This window comes from Dietzia sp. DQ11-71 (assembly GCF_014144995.1).
GTDB lineage: Bacteria > Actinomycetota > Actinomycetes > Mycobacteriales > Mycobacteriaceae > Dietzia > Dietzia kunjamensis.
Map to the genome: position 1 here is coordinate 1 of NZ_JAALDT010000110.1, position 14875 is coordinate 14875.

The 14875-nt window shown below is 71.1% G+C and carries 14 protein-coding genes; 9 read left to right on the forward strand and 5 right to left on the reverse strand.

The window, feature by feature from the left end; genetic code table 11:
- Both G6023_RS04430 and G6023_RS04435 read right to left on the reverse strand, forming a co-directional pair.
- On the reverse strand, nucleotides 1-322 hold a 322-nt coding region (locus G6023_RS04430; RefSeq protein WP_182634194.1), incomplete at its 3' end, for a transglycosylase family protein.
- A 449-nt stretch (nucleotides 323-771) separates the two neighbouring features.
- Nucleotides 772-2361 carry an IS1182 family transposase gene (locus G6023_RS04435; RefSeq protein ID WP_182634195.1) on the reverse strand — a complete coding sequence of 530 codons (1590 nt, stop codon included), beginning with the start codon at nucleotides 2359-2361 and terminating at the stop codon, nucleotides 772-774.
- A gap of 79 nt (nucleotides 2362-2440) precedes the next feature.
- On the opposite strand from G6023_RS04435, the gene G6023_RS04440 reads away from it, so the two are divergent.
- Nucleotides 2441-3319, forward strand: a complete 879-nt coding sequence (locus G6023_RS04440) for an alpha/beta fold hydrolase (protein ID WP_163376903.1) — start codon at nucleotides 2441-2443, stop codon at nucleotides 3317-3319.
- An 82-nt stretch (nucleotides 3320-3401) separates the two neighbouring features.
- The gene (locus tag G6023_RS04445) at nucleotides 3402-3611 is read left to right on the forward strand and encodes a hypervirulence associated TUDOR domain-containing protein (RefSeq protein WP_069389840.1); all 210 of its coding nucleotides are present in this window, start codon (nucleotides 3402-3404) and stop codon (nucleotides 3609-3611) included.
- A 196-nt stretch (nucleotides 3612-3807) separates the two neighbouring features.
- Here G6023_RS04445 and G6023_RS04450 read toward each other — a convergent pair whose 3' ends face one another.
- Entirely contained in the window at nucleotides 3808-4272 is a 465-nt protein-coding gene (locus tag G6023_RS04450; RefSeq protein WP_069389847.1) for an SRPBCC family protein, read from the reverse strand.
- Between the two features lie 151 nt (nucleotides 4273-4423).
- Between G6023_RS04450 and G6023_RS04455 the strand changes: the two genes are divergently transcribed.
- Genes G6023_RS04455 through G6023_RS04465 form a run of 3 tightly spaced genes read left to right on the forward strand, consistent with a single transcriptional unit; the run spans nucleotide 4424 to nucleotide 8222 of the window.
- A complete protein-coding gene (locus tag G6023_RS04455; RefSeq protein WP_069389848.1) occupies nucleotides 4424-5467 on the forward strand; it encodes an ABC transporter substrate-binding protein in 1044 nt (347 codons plus the stop codon).
- Between the two features lie 48 nt (nucleotides 5468-5515).
- On the forward strand, nucleotides 5516-7096 hold the full coding sequence (locus tag G6023_RS04460; protein WP_187699948.1) for an ABC transporter permease: 1581 nt from the start codon (nucleotides 5516-5518) through the stop codon (nucleotides 7094-7096).
- Nucleotides 7089-8222 (forward strand): ABC transporter ATP-binding protein, encoded by a 1134-nt coding sequence (locus G6023_RS04465; RefSeq protein ID WP_067713032.1) that lies wholly within the window; start codon nucleotides 7089-7091, stop codon nucleotides 8220-8222. Before G6023_RS04460 ends, G6023_RS04465 begins: the two co-directional genes overlap by 8 nt.
- A 19-nt stretch (nucleotides 8223-8241) precedes the next feature.
- On the opposite strand, the gene G6023_RS04470 is transcribed toward G6023_RS04465, so the two are convergent.
- On the reverse strand, nucleotides 8242-9075 hold the full coding sequence (locus G6023_RS04470; protein WP_083249768.1) for an SDR family NAD(P)-dependent oxidoreductase: 834 nt from the start codon (nucleotides 9073-9075) through the stop codon (nucleotides 8242-8244).
- Complete coding sequence (locus G6023_RS04475; protein WP_067713035.1) at nucleotides 9072-10658, reverse strand: flavin-containing monooxygenase; 1587 nt, start codon at nucleotides 10656-10658, stop codon at nucleotides 9072-9074. The genes G6023_RS04470 and G6023_RS04475 overlap by 4 nt, the downstream gene beginning before the upstream one ends.
- 90 nt (nucleotides 10659-10748) lie before the next feature.
- Here G6023_RS04475 and G6023_RS04480 point away from each other — a divergent pair, with 90 nt between their 5' ends.
- The 4 genes from G6023_RS04480 to G6023_RS04495 all read left to right on the forward strand — a co-directional run.
- On the forward strand, nucleotides 10749-11786 hold the full coding sequence (locus G6023_RS04480; RefSeq protein WP_067713037.1) for an AraC family transcriptional regulator: 1038 nt from the start codon (nucleotides 10749-10751) through the stop codon (nucleotides 11784-11786).
- Complete coding sequence (locus G6023_RS04485; RefSeq protein ID WP_083249769.1) at nucleotides 11783-12439, forward strand: TetR/AcrR family transcriptional regulator; 657 nt, start codon at nucleotides 11783-11785, stop codon at nucleotides 12437-12439. The genes G6023_RS04480 and G6023_RS04485 overlap by 4 nt, the downstream gene beginning before the upstream one ends.
- Before the next feature lie 221 nt (nucleotides 12440-12660).
- Nucleotides 12661-13650, forward strand: a complete 990-nt coding sequence (locus G6023_RS04490; RefSeq protein ID WP_069389843.1) for an AurF N-oxygenase family protein — start codon at nucleotides 12661-12663, stop codon at nucleotides 13648-13650.
- A 9-nt stretch (nucleotides 13651-13659) separates the two neighbouring features.
- Nucleotides 13660-14875 (forward strand): FAD-dependent oxidoreductase (locus tag G6023_RS04495; protein ID WP_182634196.1); only part of this gene is annotated, 1216 nt, incomplete at its 3' end.

The window sequence follows — 14875 nt, forward strand, 5'->3', positions numbered from 1 at the left end:
AGTTCGGCCACGCGCCCGGGCCCTGGCCCGCGAGCACGCGTTCGCCGATCTGGATCTGCTGCTCGCGCGTGGCCTGGTCGGCCGTCGCGGCGAACTCGCCGCCGCCGTAGCCGCTCCACGTCTGGGCCGCGAACTGCAGGCCGCCGTAGTAGCCGTTGCCGGTGTTGATGTGCCAGTCGCCACCGGACTCACACTGCGCGACCTGGTCCCACGTGCTCGGCGGGGCCGCGTTCGCCGCCGGAGCGGCCAGTGACGCGCCCCCGGCGGCGATACCGCCGGCCATGATCGCGCCGGTCAGGGTTCGTACGAGCTTCTTCTGCATCCCTCGTGACCTCCTGTGGGTCTCGTATCGTGAGTCGATCTCTTGTCGTGCGTCGATCTACTGTCGTGGCGGCCGACACTACGAACCGACCGGCGGGCCCCCCGCAACCCCCTCCGCGGGTCCGGGGCCGGGGCCGAGCAGCACACGGGGGCACGGCGGGGACGGATCATTGCTGGTCACCGCACCGGTTCGGCGGGATCGACGCCAGGCGGGACCGGTCGCGTGAGAAGGCTCACCTCGTCGTCGTCGACCCGCCGGATGTCCAGGCACCCCTAGGAGACTGCTGAACAAGCTGCGATCCTGGCACGGCCGGTGTGCGTGAGGGTCCGGTTGGCCGTCGCGCGAAGTGCGGGGCTTGAGATTTCTGGGTTCGGCGACAGTTGCGTGGCGCCCACCGCGGGTTGTTCGAGCCTCTGCTGGGGCGAGAATGCCTGGCCCCGGCCCGCTGATCAGGCCAGGGCCCAGGTTCCGTTCTGGCTCGTCAGTCCCATCGCGAGTAGCCGGCGCAGATTCAGGGCGGCAACGCGGTGGTGGAGCCAGTTGTTGTTCTTCTCGACCCCGCGGTACGGCACGCGGCGGGCACCTCGGGTCAGCCAGGCGATCGAGCGTTCCACCATCGGTCGGTGCTGGCGGTAGACGGTCTGGAAGTCCTCATCGCCGGCCCGCTGGCGGTGCTGGCGTTGCAGCAGGTGGTGCTCGCCGAGCACGACTTTGCGCCCCGTGGCTGAGGTGGTGCACCGCTGGCGCCGCGGGCAGCCACGACACGCCGCCCCGAAGGTGGCAGTGCCCTTGGCAGACAGGCCACGGGTGATGTTGCCGGGGCAGGTCAGGGTGCCCGCCACGGCGTCGAAGGTGAAGTCATCCAGGGTGAACCCGCCCTCGACCGCGGGCCGTAGCGGCCACGGCTTGACCAGGGGCAGCCACTGCTTGCCCGCCAGGGTGTGCAGCATGTCGCCGCTGGCATAGGCGGAATCGCCGAGCACCTCGACCTGCTCGCCGTCGCTGATGGTGGGATCGGCAGTGACCAGTGCCGCACCGACAGCGGCATCGGAGTTGGTCGGACCGTTGGGCTTGGTCAGGGAGCACATGGTGGTCAGGCCGGTGTCGGGCTCGACCACGATGTGGGCCTTGAACCCGTCCTGGCGGCGCTGCCGGGTCTTGTGGGCGTGGCGGGCATCGGGGTCCACGGTGGAGATCACCCGATCCGGGGCGGTGCGGCGGGCGATGCGCCACCGCCCGTCGGTGCCGTCTGAATCCTCAGCCGGTTCGACGTCCTGCCCTGCCACCAGCGCCAACAGGGCGACCGCTTCGGCCGGCTTGCCGCCGGCGGCGGTGATCGCCTGAACATCCAGGGCTGCCAGCAGCGCCAGAGCATCGGCCACCAGGGCGGAGACCAACTCATCACGGGCGGCCTGGTCATCCCAGGCGATGCGCGGCTTACCGGCCGCGGTGTAGTCCTGCCCGCACACCGCCGTCAGCCGGATGCACTCGGTTGCGATCAACTCCTTCGCCCCGGGCACCTCACGGCCGACCCGCCGGATCTGGGCGATCAGCTGGGTGATCGTGTCCTGACGGGCCACCGCGTCATCCAAGACCGTTGAATCCAGCGCCCGGCGGGTCTTGGTCTTGACCGCACCGGTCTCGGCGATGACCTGACGCACCACCTCGAAGATCCGCTGCGGTCGATCGCTGGCCGCCAGGCGGCGTCGCCAATAGGTCAACGTGGACGGATTAAAGCCCTTCGCATCGATTGCGTACCCGCAGGCGGCCTTCCACCGCAGGTCGAAGGTCAGCGCGTCTACCGCCTCCCGGTCGGAATACCCGTACAGCGCTTGCAGAACGATCACCGAGGCGATCACCTCACCCGGGATCGAGGGCCGGCCCCGCCCCGAGGGAAACAGGTCGGCGAACAACTCGTCCGGGAACAAGCGGTCACGGTGCTCGGCCAGCAACGCGAACACGCTGCCGGGCTCGAGCAGATGCCCCGCCACCGACTCCACATCCAACAACTCACGCTGCCGATCCGACTCACCCTGCATGACCCACATCATTTCAGGGCCACCCCAACCCCGCGGGCCGGACACGCACTTTGTTCAGCAGTCTCCTAGGCTCGTCGACATGACCGAACACCGGGTGGACATCGACGGCCGCACGGTGGCCGTGCACGAGTGCGGAGATCCCGCGGGGGCGCCGCTCATCCACTTCCACGGCACGCCGGGATCACGGCTCGAGGCGGACTTCGGGGCTAGGCTCGCCGAACGGGCCGGCGTCCGCGTGATCGGATTCGACCGACCCGGGTACGGCCGGTCGGACGCAGGGCCGATCAGCCTGGCCGGCGTCACACGTGATGTAGAGGCGATCGCCGACGCCCTGGGCCTCGGGCGGTTCGCGGTGTCGGCGTGGTCGGGGGGTGGGGCGTTCGCGCTGGCCACCGCCGCGGCGCTGCCCGGGCGGGTGCTGCGGGTCGGGGTCTGCGGTGGTCTCGCGCCGTACGAGGGCAGGCCGGGCGCGCGGGAATCACTCACGCCGAACGACCTCGACGCGCTGTCGCACCTGCCCGACGACCCGGCCCGGGCGGCGGAGGTGTTCCGCACCGGCAACTCCGACTTCCTCGACGCGATGCTCTCGGTCCGCGACGACGAGGCGACGCCCTGGGTCGACTGGATGTTCGCGGCCAGCGACCCGGCCGTGGTCGCGGACCCCGACGCCCGACACGCCCTGTTCGTCAACTTCCGCGAGGCGCTGCACCGGGGCGCCGACGCGATCGCGTGGGACAACGTCGCGTTTGTGGGGCCCTGGGGTTTCCGGGTCGAGGACATCGCCGCGCCGGTGCTGCTCTGGTACGGCGACGACGACGAGATCGCCCCACCCGACCACGGGCGATGGCTCGCCGCGCATCTGGCCTCGGCCCACCTGACGGTCTACGAGGGCCAGGGGCACCTGCTGCCGCTGGCCCACTGGGACGAGATGCTGCGCGCGCTGACCGCGCCGGCGTGAGGTCGCCCGTGTGAGCTCGCCCGCTCGAGCCGGCGGGAGAGATGGCCGTGCACTCCCGCCGCCCGGCGCACATACTGGCCGCATGAGTGACTACACGAAGGGCGACCACGTCGAGTGGAACTCCGAGGCCGGGATGGTGCGCGGCGTGATCCGCGAGATCCACACCGAGGACGTCGAGTTCAAGGGGCGCATGCGGCGCTGCAGCACGGACGAACCGCAGTACGAGATCGAGAGCGACAAGACCGGCCACCAGGCCATGCACAAGGGCTCGGCGCTACGGAAGATCGACTAGCCGGGGCCGGCGCGCGCGGGGGGCCGGCTCGCGCACAGGCAGGAGCAGCCCGCGCTGCGGCGGGGGCTGCGGCGGGAGCAACCCGCCACGATTGGCACATCCACGTGCGATCCACCGACGGAGGCCCATCGGTGGATCGCACTCGGATAGGTGGATTTCGGCTGTTACGGACGCGGGCCGGCGGTCACGCCCGAGCTCAGCCGGAGACGGCGGAGGCGAGGTTGGACAGCGAATCCTCCATCTGCTGCTCCGACACCAGTGGGAACGACACCTTCTTGAGCACGTCCTTGTCCGTGACCTTGGACCAGTCGTAGGTGTGACGCACCAGCGTGGAGTCCGGGCCCTGCGCCTCGAGCTCCCAGACCCACTCCCAGCCCTTGGGGTCGGTACCGGCGGGCGCGGGCTGCCACGCCAGGATCTTGTCCTTGCCGAATCCGGTCACGTGGTTGTCCATGCGGTACTCACCGCCCATGTGCTCGCCCTCCATGTCCATGGAGAAGACGTCGCCGACCTGCTGGATGCGGTCGGACTTGTAGTCGCCCCGGACGAAGCCCGACCCGTCGAGACGGGCGTGGTTCTCCGGGTTGGAGAGGAACTCGAAGATCTCGGCCGCCGAGTGGTCGATCACGCGCTCGACGGTGATGGCAGTGGAATTACTCATGACCCCACCGTGCACCCCGGGGCAGCGGAACGCATCCGGTCGGTCGTCCGCTCCCAATTCACCGTGGATTCACCCCGATAGCCCTAGCCCGACCGATGCGGGTGCCAGGATGGGATATCGATTCGAAGGTCCTAGATTGGGAGTGGTCGCTGTGTCGAGGTCTGTTGGTCGCCGGGCGGTTCTGGCGTCGGTCGCGGTGTTCGCGGCCGGCGCCCTCGGATTGGCGGGCTGTTCCGAGCCCGCCACCACGGGCTCCGGCGCGACGTCCGACTCCGCGGCCGCGTCCGGGGAGGTCACCCTGTACACCTCGGAACCCCAGGCCAAGATCGACGAGATCATCTCCGCGTTCAACGAGGAGCAGCCGGACATCGAGGTGAAGGTCTTCCGTGCGGGCACCGGCGACCTCAAGGCCCGCATCGAGGCGGAGCGGAGCACCGGCGCGGTGGCCGCCGACATCCTGCTCGCGGCCGACGTCCCGACGTTCGAGCAGTACAAGGACCAGGACCTCTTCCAGGAGTTCGAGCCGAGCGAGGCCGACGCCATCGAGGATGTCGCCGTCGACCCGGACGGGTTCTACGTCGGCACCCGCATCATCCCCACCGTGATCGCCTACAACACAGGCGACGTCACGGACCCGCCCACGTCCTGGGCCGAGCTGGCCGAACCGGAGTACCTCGACCGGATCATCCTGCCCAACCCGGACGTCTCCGGTGCGGCCGCCTTCAACGCAGCGGCGTGGAGCCTGCAGCCCGACCTCGGCGAGGAGTGGATCAACCGGCTCGGCGCCAACAACCCGCAGGTCGCCGAGTCGAACGGCCCCGTCTCCCAGGCCGTCGCCGAGGGATCCAAGCCCGTCGGCATCGTGGTGGACTACCTGGTCCGCGATCTCGCCGCGCAGGGCTCGCCCATCGCCGTGAGCTACCCGAGCGAGGGCGTCCCCTACATCACCCAGCCCGGCGCGGTCTTCGCCGACGCCCCGAACCCCGAGGCCGCCAAGCTCTTCCTCGACTTCATCGTGTCCCAGAAGGGCCAGCAGATCGCGGTCGAGCAGAACTACCTGCCCGTCCGCGACGACGCCGGAACCCCCGAGGGCGCCCCGGCGCTCACCGACATCACGCTGTTCGACCAGGACCTCGAGGCGATCGCCGCCTCCCAGGACGAGGCCGTGGCCGCCTTCAACGCCGCCGTCCGGTAGGTGACGCTCCCCCTCCGGCTGGCACTGTGGGCGTCCCTCGCGGGCGTCATGGTGCTGCCCCTGGCCCTGGTCATCTCCCTGGGGCTGGGGGCGAACCACCTCCCTGAACTCATCGACCAGGGCCTGCTCCGCGCCACCGCCAACAGTCTCGTCAGCTCACTGCTCTCGGCGATCGGGGCGGTCATCATCGGCACGCTGATGGCGTTCCTGCTCGACCGCACCGACCTGCCCGGTCGCGGCGCGCTCCGACTGTTGCTGCTCACCCCGCTGTTCATCCCGCCGTTCATCGGCGCCATCGCGTGGAGCGGCCTGCTCACCGACGGCGGCCTGGTGGACCGGGTGCTGGGATTCTCCCCGTGGAACTTCTACGGCGGGCCCGGGGTGGTCTTCCTCCTCACCCTGCACGCCTACCCGATGGCCTACTTCGTGGTGGCCGCGGCGCTGCGCAGGATCCCCGCCGAACTGGAGGAGGCGAGCCGCCTCTCCGGTGCCCGGCCGTCGCGGACGCAGGTCGACATCACGCTGCCGCTGATCCGCCCGGCCATGGCAGCGGCGTTCACCCTGACCTTCGTCAGCGGGATCGGCGACTTCGGCATCCCCGTCATCGTCGGCCTCCCGGCCGGGTACGAGACGCTCTCCACCATGGTCTACCGGTTCCTCGAGTCGGGTTCCGTGGCCTCACCGCTGCAGACCGTCTCCCAGATCGGGGTGGTGCTGCTCCTGCTCGGCGTCCTGGGCACGCTGCTGGACCGGCAGGTCACCAAGGGGTCCGTGGAGTTCGGCGGCACCGGACGTCCCGCCGACCCCCAGGCCCTCGGCCGTGCGCGCGTCCCGCTCGGGGTGATCGCGTGGGTCGTCAGCGTCGTGGTGACCCTCGCCCCGCTCGTCGGGCTGGCCGTCCGGGCGCTCCTGCCCGCCCCGGGGGTCCCGCTCACCCTCGAGACCGCGACCCTGGACAACTTCCGCCGCGCGCTCACCGCCTCGACCACCATCGACGGCGTGACCAACTCCGTGGTGCTCGCCCTCGGCGCCGCCGTGGTCTGTGGCGTCCTCGGCCTGCTCGTCGCGCTGTTCACCACGCGGTTGGCCGGTCGTGACCGGGAGCCGATGCTCCTGTCGGTGCTGCTCCCGCAGGCCGTGCCGGGCCTCGTGATCGCCACCGGGTGGCTCATCCTCGGCCGCTACACCGGGCTGTTCAACACCCGCTGGGTCATCCTCGGCGCGTACGTCACGGCGTTCACGGCGATCGTCGTCCAGACCGTCCGCGGACCGCTCGCGGGGATCCACTCGTCGATGGAGGAGGCCGCGCGGATCGGCGGGGCGAAGGCGCTGCGCTCCCGCCTCGACACCAGCGTGCGCCTGGCGTTGCCGTCGGTCGGGATCGGCATGATCATGGTCGCGGTGACGGCGGTCCGCGAACTCACGCTCTCGGTCCTGCTCGTCGCGCCCGGCACCCAGACCCTCGGCGTGGTGATCTTCCAGTACCAGCGGGCGGGGGACTACAACGCCTCCTCCGCCCTGTCCGTGGTCCTCATGGTGGTGGGCCTGCTGGTCCTGGCCGCCTTCGGCGCCCGCTACAGCCGACCCGCCACCGGGTCCGAATCCGCACCCAGGAGTATCCGTGCCTGAACTCGTCGCCCACGGCGTCGGCGTCCGCTTCGGCGAGACCGTCGCCCTCGACAACCTCGACGTGCGGGTGGACTCCGGCCGGATCCTCGCGCTCGTGGGGCCGTCCGGGTCCGGCAAGTCCACCTTCCTGCGCGCCATCGCCGGATTCGAACGCCCCTCCGCGGGAACGATCCGGGTCGGCGACAGGACCCTGGTCGGTGACGGCATCCACCTCCCGCCCGAGGAACGGGGTCTCGGTATGGTCTTCCAGCACCACGCCGTGTGGCCGCACCTCAGCGTGGAGGACAACGTCGCCTACCCCCTGCGGCGTGCGAAGGTCCCGGCCGCCCGGCGGCGTCGACTCGTCGCGGAGGCACTCGAGACCGTCGAACTGGGCGACTTCGCCCGTCGTCGCCCCGACACCCTGTCCGGCGGCCAGCGGCAGCGGGTCTCGCTCGCCCGGGCGATCGTCGCGCGGCCGGGGGTGCTGCTCCTCGACGAGGCCCTGTCCGCACTCGACGAACCCCTCCGCGCGTCCCTCCGACTCATGCTCCGCCGGCTGGCCGCCGAGCACGACCTCACGATGGTCCACGTCACCCACGATCGCGGTGAGGCACTGGCGATCGGGGACGAGGTGGCCGTTCTCCACCGGGGCCGGCTGGTGCAGTGCGACGTGCCCGACCAGCTCGACGCCGCGCCGAACAGTGCGTTCGTCGCGGGCTTCCTGCACGACGCCACGCTCGTCGACGGGACCGTCTCCGGTGACGGGTTCCGGTCCGACTCCGGCGGGATGACCCTCCGCCCCGAGGCGCTGACCGGCCCGGCCGGGTCCGTGACGGGCCCGGCGACGCTCGCCCTCCTGCCGGCAGGGCTCGCCCTGAGCACTCCCGGCGCCGGGGTCGAGACCGCGGCCGGATCAGAATTCGGGCCGGGGGTCGGGGCCGGTCCGGGGGTCGGGGCCGGGCCCGACCGGATCGGCGCGGAGTTCGTCACCTCGCTGTACGGCCGTAGCGGTCGGACCGTCATCTGTCGGCACGGGGACATCGAGCTGCGGGTCCTCGTGCCGACGGGCACCGCCGTGCCGACGCGGGTGGGCGAGGCCGTGGGGATCGACGTACGTCGCGGGTTCGTCTACCCCCGCGACTGACACGCGGACCCGGGCCAGGTCAGCGGCCGCGCGCCACGACTCTGCCGATGAGGCGCGTCGAGCCCAGGAAGGGCACGCGGGTGAAGCGCTTGGAGTACCAGAAGAACGTCGCCAGGGCGTCGGGCGTGATCACCACTCGCCGGGCCTCGATGCCACGCACCGATCGCCGCGCGATGATCTCCGACGTCAACCGCGTCCGCGACAGCAGCTTGCGTGCCATCTCGTCCGCCCGCGCGTCCTCACCGGACAGGGAGTCCGCCAACCCGGACCGGAAGAACTGCGGGCAGATCACCGACGTCGACACCCCGCGGGGCCGCAGCTCGGCGTCCAGGGTCTCCCCCAACGCCACCGCCGCGGCCTTGGTCGCGTTGTAGGCGCCCATCTGGGGTGCATGCACGAGCCCGGCGGCGGAGGCGGTGATGACCAGGCGGCCACCCCGACCCAGCTTGGGGGCGAGCGCCCGGCAGCCGCGCACCACCCCGAGCAGGTTGATGTCCACGATCCGCTGCCACGCCTCCATCGAGGTGGAGCCGAGCGCACCGCCGATCGCGATCCCCGCGTTGTTGACGAGGATGTCCAGCGACTCGATCTCCTCCGCGGCGGCCCGCCAGTCGTCATCCGAGGTGACGTCGACCCGGCGGTACGTCCACCGCCCCACCAGTTCCTGCACGGCGGGCGGGGGCTGGGCGTGGACGTCCGTGAGGATCACCTCGTCCCCGAGTGCCAGGTACTCCCTGGCCAGCGCCAACCCCAACCCCGACGCGGCACCGGTGATGAACACCCGCCTGCCACCACCGTCGGCGACCGTCCGCCCGGACCGTTCGGCACTCTTCCGTGGGAGCAATCGGCTCATGCGGTGGCCACCTCGTCGTCGTAGTCGTCTTCGTGATCCCGTGCGTCCTCGACCTGCCCACCGTCGGGGCCGACGCCGGCGGCCCCGGGTCCACGGCGGGCGCCGGTGAGCTCCACGCGGTCCCCGAACGCCATCTCGCGGCGCTGGTCGCCGAAGGCCAGCTCGGGGATCTCCACCAGGAAGTTCTGGACGTAACGCCACGGCCGGGTCGTGCCCTGCTTGGGGAACTTGTGGCCGTCGCGCTGGATGTACCCGGCGTCGAAGTCCAGCAGGAGCTGGTCGGCCGGCCCGGCAGGAAGGCGCGGCGCGTACACCGACTCGCCCGCCTTCCACAGCTTGACCATGTACCGGGAGACCAGGTCCGCGCGCAGTGTCCAGGACGAGTTGATGTAGCCGACCGTGAAGCTGAAGTTGGGCACGCCCGCCAGCATCATGCCGCGGTAGGTCGCCAACCTCGGGACGTCCAGCGCCTCGCCGTCGATACTCAGCGTGCCGCCGCCGAACGCCTCGAGCCGCAGGCCGGTCGCGGAGATGATGACGTCGGCCTCGATCTCCTCGCCCGACCGCAGGCGGATCCCGGCGGGCGTGAACCGGTCGATGTGCCCGGTCACCACCCGTGCGCCACCACGCCGGATCGCACGGAAGATGTCGCCGTCGGGAGCCTTGCATACGCGCTGGTCCCACGGCCGGTACGGCGGGGTGAAGTGCTCGTCGATCTGCTCGGTCGAGATGTAGCGCCTCTGCATGAGCCGCAGCCCCGCCTTGAACAGCCAGGGCAGCCGCTGTGCGATGACGAACTGGGCCGTGTCCCGCGCACCGTGGTTGAGGCGCGCCGCCCGGTAGCTCCACGGAGCGGGCAGCAGTCGGCGCCACACCGCGCTGATGAGGTCCTTCTCCGGCAGCGGGCCGACATAGCTGGGGGTGCGCTGGAGCATGGTCACGTCCGCGCCCAGCTCGGCGAGCGCCGGCACCAGCGTCACGGCCGTCGCGCCCGACCCGATCACCACGAACTTCCGGCCGGTGTAGTCGAGGTCAGCGGGCCACTGCTGGGGGTGGATGATCTCGCCGCGGAAATCCGCCTCGCCGGGGAACTCGGGGCGGAACCCCTCGGCGTGCGAGTAGTAGCCGGAGCCGAAGTGCACGCGCCGCGCCCACACGATGCGTTCGCCGTCATCGGTGACGCAGGTGATCCGGTAGAGCTGGTGATCACTGCGCCAGTCCGCGTCGGCGACCCACGAGCGCAGGTGCAGGCGGTCCAGCGCGCCGGCCTCGCGGGCCGTGTCGCGGAGGTACTCCTTGATCTCCGCGCCGCTGCCGAGGGTCGAGGCGTGTGGCCAGGGCCGGAACGGGAACCCGAAGGTCGCCATGTCCGAGTCCGAGCGGATGCCGGGGTAGCGGAACGTGTGCCACGTGCCCCCCAGGTCGTCATGGGCGTCGTGCATCTCCCATCGCCAGTCGGGGAACGCCTCGTGCACGTGGTGGGCCAGGTCGATGCCGGACAGGCCCGCCCCGACGATCAGCAGGTCCAGCGGGTCTCCGGGCGCTGCGCCCGGGCCGTCCGGACGCTCGGTGGAATTGATCATGACCGGTACGGTATCCGCTGACGGCACCGCAGGCTTGCCGGAATGCGCCAATAAGTTGCTCGATCGCGCCAAGTGCCGCAGGGTGGTCCCATGGCGTTCATCCGATCGGCCGGCCTGCGCGGGGTCCGGCAGGTGGTCACCGAACTCGGCGGCGACCCCGACGACCTGGCCCGCCGGTCCGGGCTCCCCGCCGGCGCGCTCGACAGTGACGAGATCCTGGTGGAGGACCTGTCGATCGCCCTCCTGCTGGAGACCGCTGCCGCGGAGCTCCGGTGCCCCGACCTGGGACTGCGCGTCGCCGGGCACCAGGATCTCGACATGCTCGGCCCGGTCGCCGTGGCCGTGAAGAACGCCCGGACCACCACGCAGGCGCTCGAGGTGACCTCCAAGTACCTGTTCTTCCACTCCCGCTCGATCGAGATCACCGTGGTGCCCGATCCGCGCGACGAGGCCGACATCCTGGGGGTGCGGTTCGGCTACCGGGACCCCGGGCAGCTCATCCCGCCGCAGACGGTGGATCTCGTCCTGCTCTTCCTTCACCGCGCCATGCGCAGTGTGCTCGGCGGGGACTACGGCCTGGTGTCCGTCGACCTGCCCAACCCGCTCAACACCGACGCCGCGCGGTACGAATCGCTCTTCGGCGCGCCGGTCACGCCGTCCTCCCCGGCCGCGGTACTGCGCGTACCGTCCGCCCTCTTGGGCCGCACCATCTCCGGCGGCGACGAGGCGGTCCAGCAGCTCGCCCTGCGGTACCTGGATCAGCACATCCCCGAGGACCGGCGGAGCATGACCGAACGGACGCGCGCGGTCCTGCACCAGTCCCTCGACACCGGCACCTCGTCGCTGCCCCGGGTCGCAAGATTGCTCTCGGTCTCCCCACGCACGCTGCAACGCGGGCTGGCCGGGGAGGGCACGAGTTTCGCGACCCTGCGGGACGAGGTCCGCCGCGACATCGCAGTGCGCCTGCTCACCACGACGGAGATCCCGCTGGCCCAGATCGCCTCGGCGCTGGCCCTCGGCGACGCCACGACGTTCAGCCAGTACGCGAGGCGCTGGTGGGGGATGACCGCACGCGAGTTCAGGCACGGGCACACGACCCCGCCCGGAGTGGGACAATCGCGCACATGAGCGACACCCCCGCGTCCGACCCGTTGGCGATGTTGCGTTCCGGGCGAAGCCTCCCGGACGGCACCTCGATGGACGACCCCATCCGGGAGCAGATCCTCGACGCGGCGTCCGCACAGTTCGAGAGCGTGGGGATCGCCCGGTGCACGATGAACGACATCACCCGGCGGGCCGGGCTGGCGCGGATGACGCTGTACCGGCGCTTCGCCAACAAGCAGGAACTGGTCGAGGCGACGCTGCTGCGCGAAGCCGCCTGGTTCCTCGCCGACCTGCAGCGGGAGATCGACGCCCACGCCACGGTGGAGGACAAGCTCACCGAGGGCTTCGCGTTCACCGTCGAGACGCTCCGCGACCACGACCTGCTCAACCGCCTGCTGGAGACCGAGCCGGAGGCGACCGTCCCGCACTTCACGGTGCAGGGGGCGCCGCTCATCACCGCCGCCGCACACTTCCTGGCCGCCGAGATCTCGCGGACCGTCCCCGACTCCCGCCCCTACGAGGAACTGCTCGTCGGGGCCGAGCTCACGGTTCGCCTCGTCATCTCGTTCGTCCTCACGCCGTCGACCGCCATCGATCTGGACGACCCCGAGGTCTCCCGGGCGTTCGCACGCACCCACCTGGGCCCGCTGCTCGGCGGTGGACTCGCCGAGGGCTGACCCGCCCCGCCGTGCAGAGCCCCGCCGCGCAGAGTCTCGCCGCGCGGAGTCTCGCCGCGAGGATCCCCGCCGCGCAGATCTGAACCGAACCTCATGAATGGTTGACGAATCGCCTCTGCGTGTCTAGCGTCAGATACAAATAGATCGCGGATGTCACTCTGTCACCGTCGATCTGCAGTCCACGCTCCCGATCCACGAGTCGGGAACCGGAAGGATGAGCCATGACCGCTGTCGCCCCCTCCCCGTCGGCCACCACCGAGGAGTACGAGGACACGCTCCGGCGCCTGTCGCACGCCTCGGTCCACCGCAGCTTCGACGCCTTCAAGGACATCCCGTGGGACGACCCGGACTTCGCGGTGGACCCCACCGACGAGCGCTGGATCCTGCCCGCCGGGATCGACCCGCTCGGCGGCCACCCGTGGTACCTGGGGCTGCCCCGGGAGAAGCAGATCGCGATCGGCCTGTGGCGTCAGGCCAACATCATGAAGGTCGGCCTGCAGTTCGAGAACATCCTCATCCGCGGGATCATGCAGTACGTCTTCAAGAGCCAGAACGGCGCCGCGGAGTTCCGGTACCTCACCCACGAGGCCACCGAGGAATGCCACCACACCCAGATGTTCCAGCAGGGCGTGAACCGCATCGGCGCCGACGTGCCCGGCATGGCGCGGTGGATCCGGCGGCTGTCCCCGATCATCCCGCTCGCCGCGGGCCCGTTCCCGGTGGCGTTCTTCATCGGCGTCCTGGCCGGTGAGGAACCCATCGACCACACCCAGAAGCAGGTCCTGCGCAACTCGGACACCCTGCCGCCGGTCCTGTCCCGGATCATGGAGATCCACGTGGCCGAGGAGGCCCGGCACATCTCGTTCGCGCACACCTACGTGGCCCGCAACGCCCCGCGGATGTCGCGCAACGAGTCGTTCCTCGTGTCGCTGGCCTTCCCCGTGATCATGCGGGTGCTGTGCGACGCGATCCTCAAGCCCACCAAGGAGTTCCGCGAGACGTTCGACATCCCGGACGAGGTCGTCCGCGAGCTGTACTGGGACAGCCCCGAGTCGCAGCGGTTCCTGTCGGACCTCTTCGGCGACGTCCGCAAGCTCGCCGAGGACTCGGGCCTGATGAACCCGGCCGCGCGGCGGGTGTGGAAGGCCCTGAAGATCGACGGGCGCCCCTCCCGGTACCGCGGCGAGCCGCCCGTGGCGTTCCGCGACTAGGCCGCCGACATGCCCCACGTCGTCACACAGGCCTGCTGCGCGGACGCCTCATGCGTCCACGCCTGCCCGGTCAACTGCATCCACCCGACCCCCGACGAGCCGGACTTCGCCACCGCCGAGATGCTCTACATCGACCCGGTGTCCTGCGTGGACTGCGGGGCGTGCGTGGGGGCGTGCCCGGTCGGGGCGATCGTCCCGCACACCGCGCTGGCCCCCGAGCAGCAGGACTTCCTCGGGATCAACGAGGCACTGACCGGGGACGACCGGCCGAGAAGGCCCCAGGCCCGCGTCCCCACGATCGTCCGCCTCGGTCCCACCCGGACAACCCTGCGGGTCGCGGTCGTGGGAGCCGGCCCCGCCGCGCTGTACGCGGCCGACGACCTCCTCCGCCAGCCCGGCGTGGAGGTGACGGTGTTCGATCGGCTCCCCGTCCCCCACGGGCTCGCCCGGCACGGGGTGGCGCCCGACCACACCAGCACCCGCGCGGTCGCGGACCTGTTCACCGCGATCGAGGAGCAGCCCGGGTTCGGCTACCGGCTCGGCGTGCACGTCGGCGAGGACATCACCGCCGAGGAGTTGGCGGCCCACCACCATGCGGTGGTGTACGCGACCGGGGCCGGCACGGACCGCCCCCTGGACATCCCGGGGGTCGACCTGCCGGGGAGCACGTCGGCCACGCGGGTCGTCGGGTGGTACAACGACCATCCCGACCACGCCGACGCCGACGTCCCGCTGGATCACGAGCGGGCGGTGATCGTCGGCAACGGCAACGTGGCACTGGACGTCGCCCGGATCCTGGCCACCGACCCGGAGCGGCTCGCGGGCACCTCCATCGCCCGCCATTCCCTCGAGGCGCTGCGGGGAAGCCGGGTCCGCGAGGTCGTGGTTCTCGGCCGTCGCGGCCCCGAGCACGCGGCGTTCACCCTGCCCGAGCTGGTCGGTCTCGACGCACGTGAGGACATCGACCTGCGCGTCGACGCCCCCGACGGCATCGACCCGGACGCCGCGACCACCAGACAGGGCCGCCTGAAGCTGGAACTCCTTGCCCGGATCGCCGACCGGCCGAGCCGCGGGACCGCGGAGACGACCCCTCGTCGCCGGATCATCCTGCGTTTCGCGACCGCGCCCGTGGAGGTCGTGGGCACCGCGCGGACCGAGGGCCTGCGGGTCGTGCGCACGGAACCGGTCACCGACCCCGACGGCCGGGTGCGCGCCGTGCCCCGCC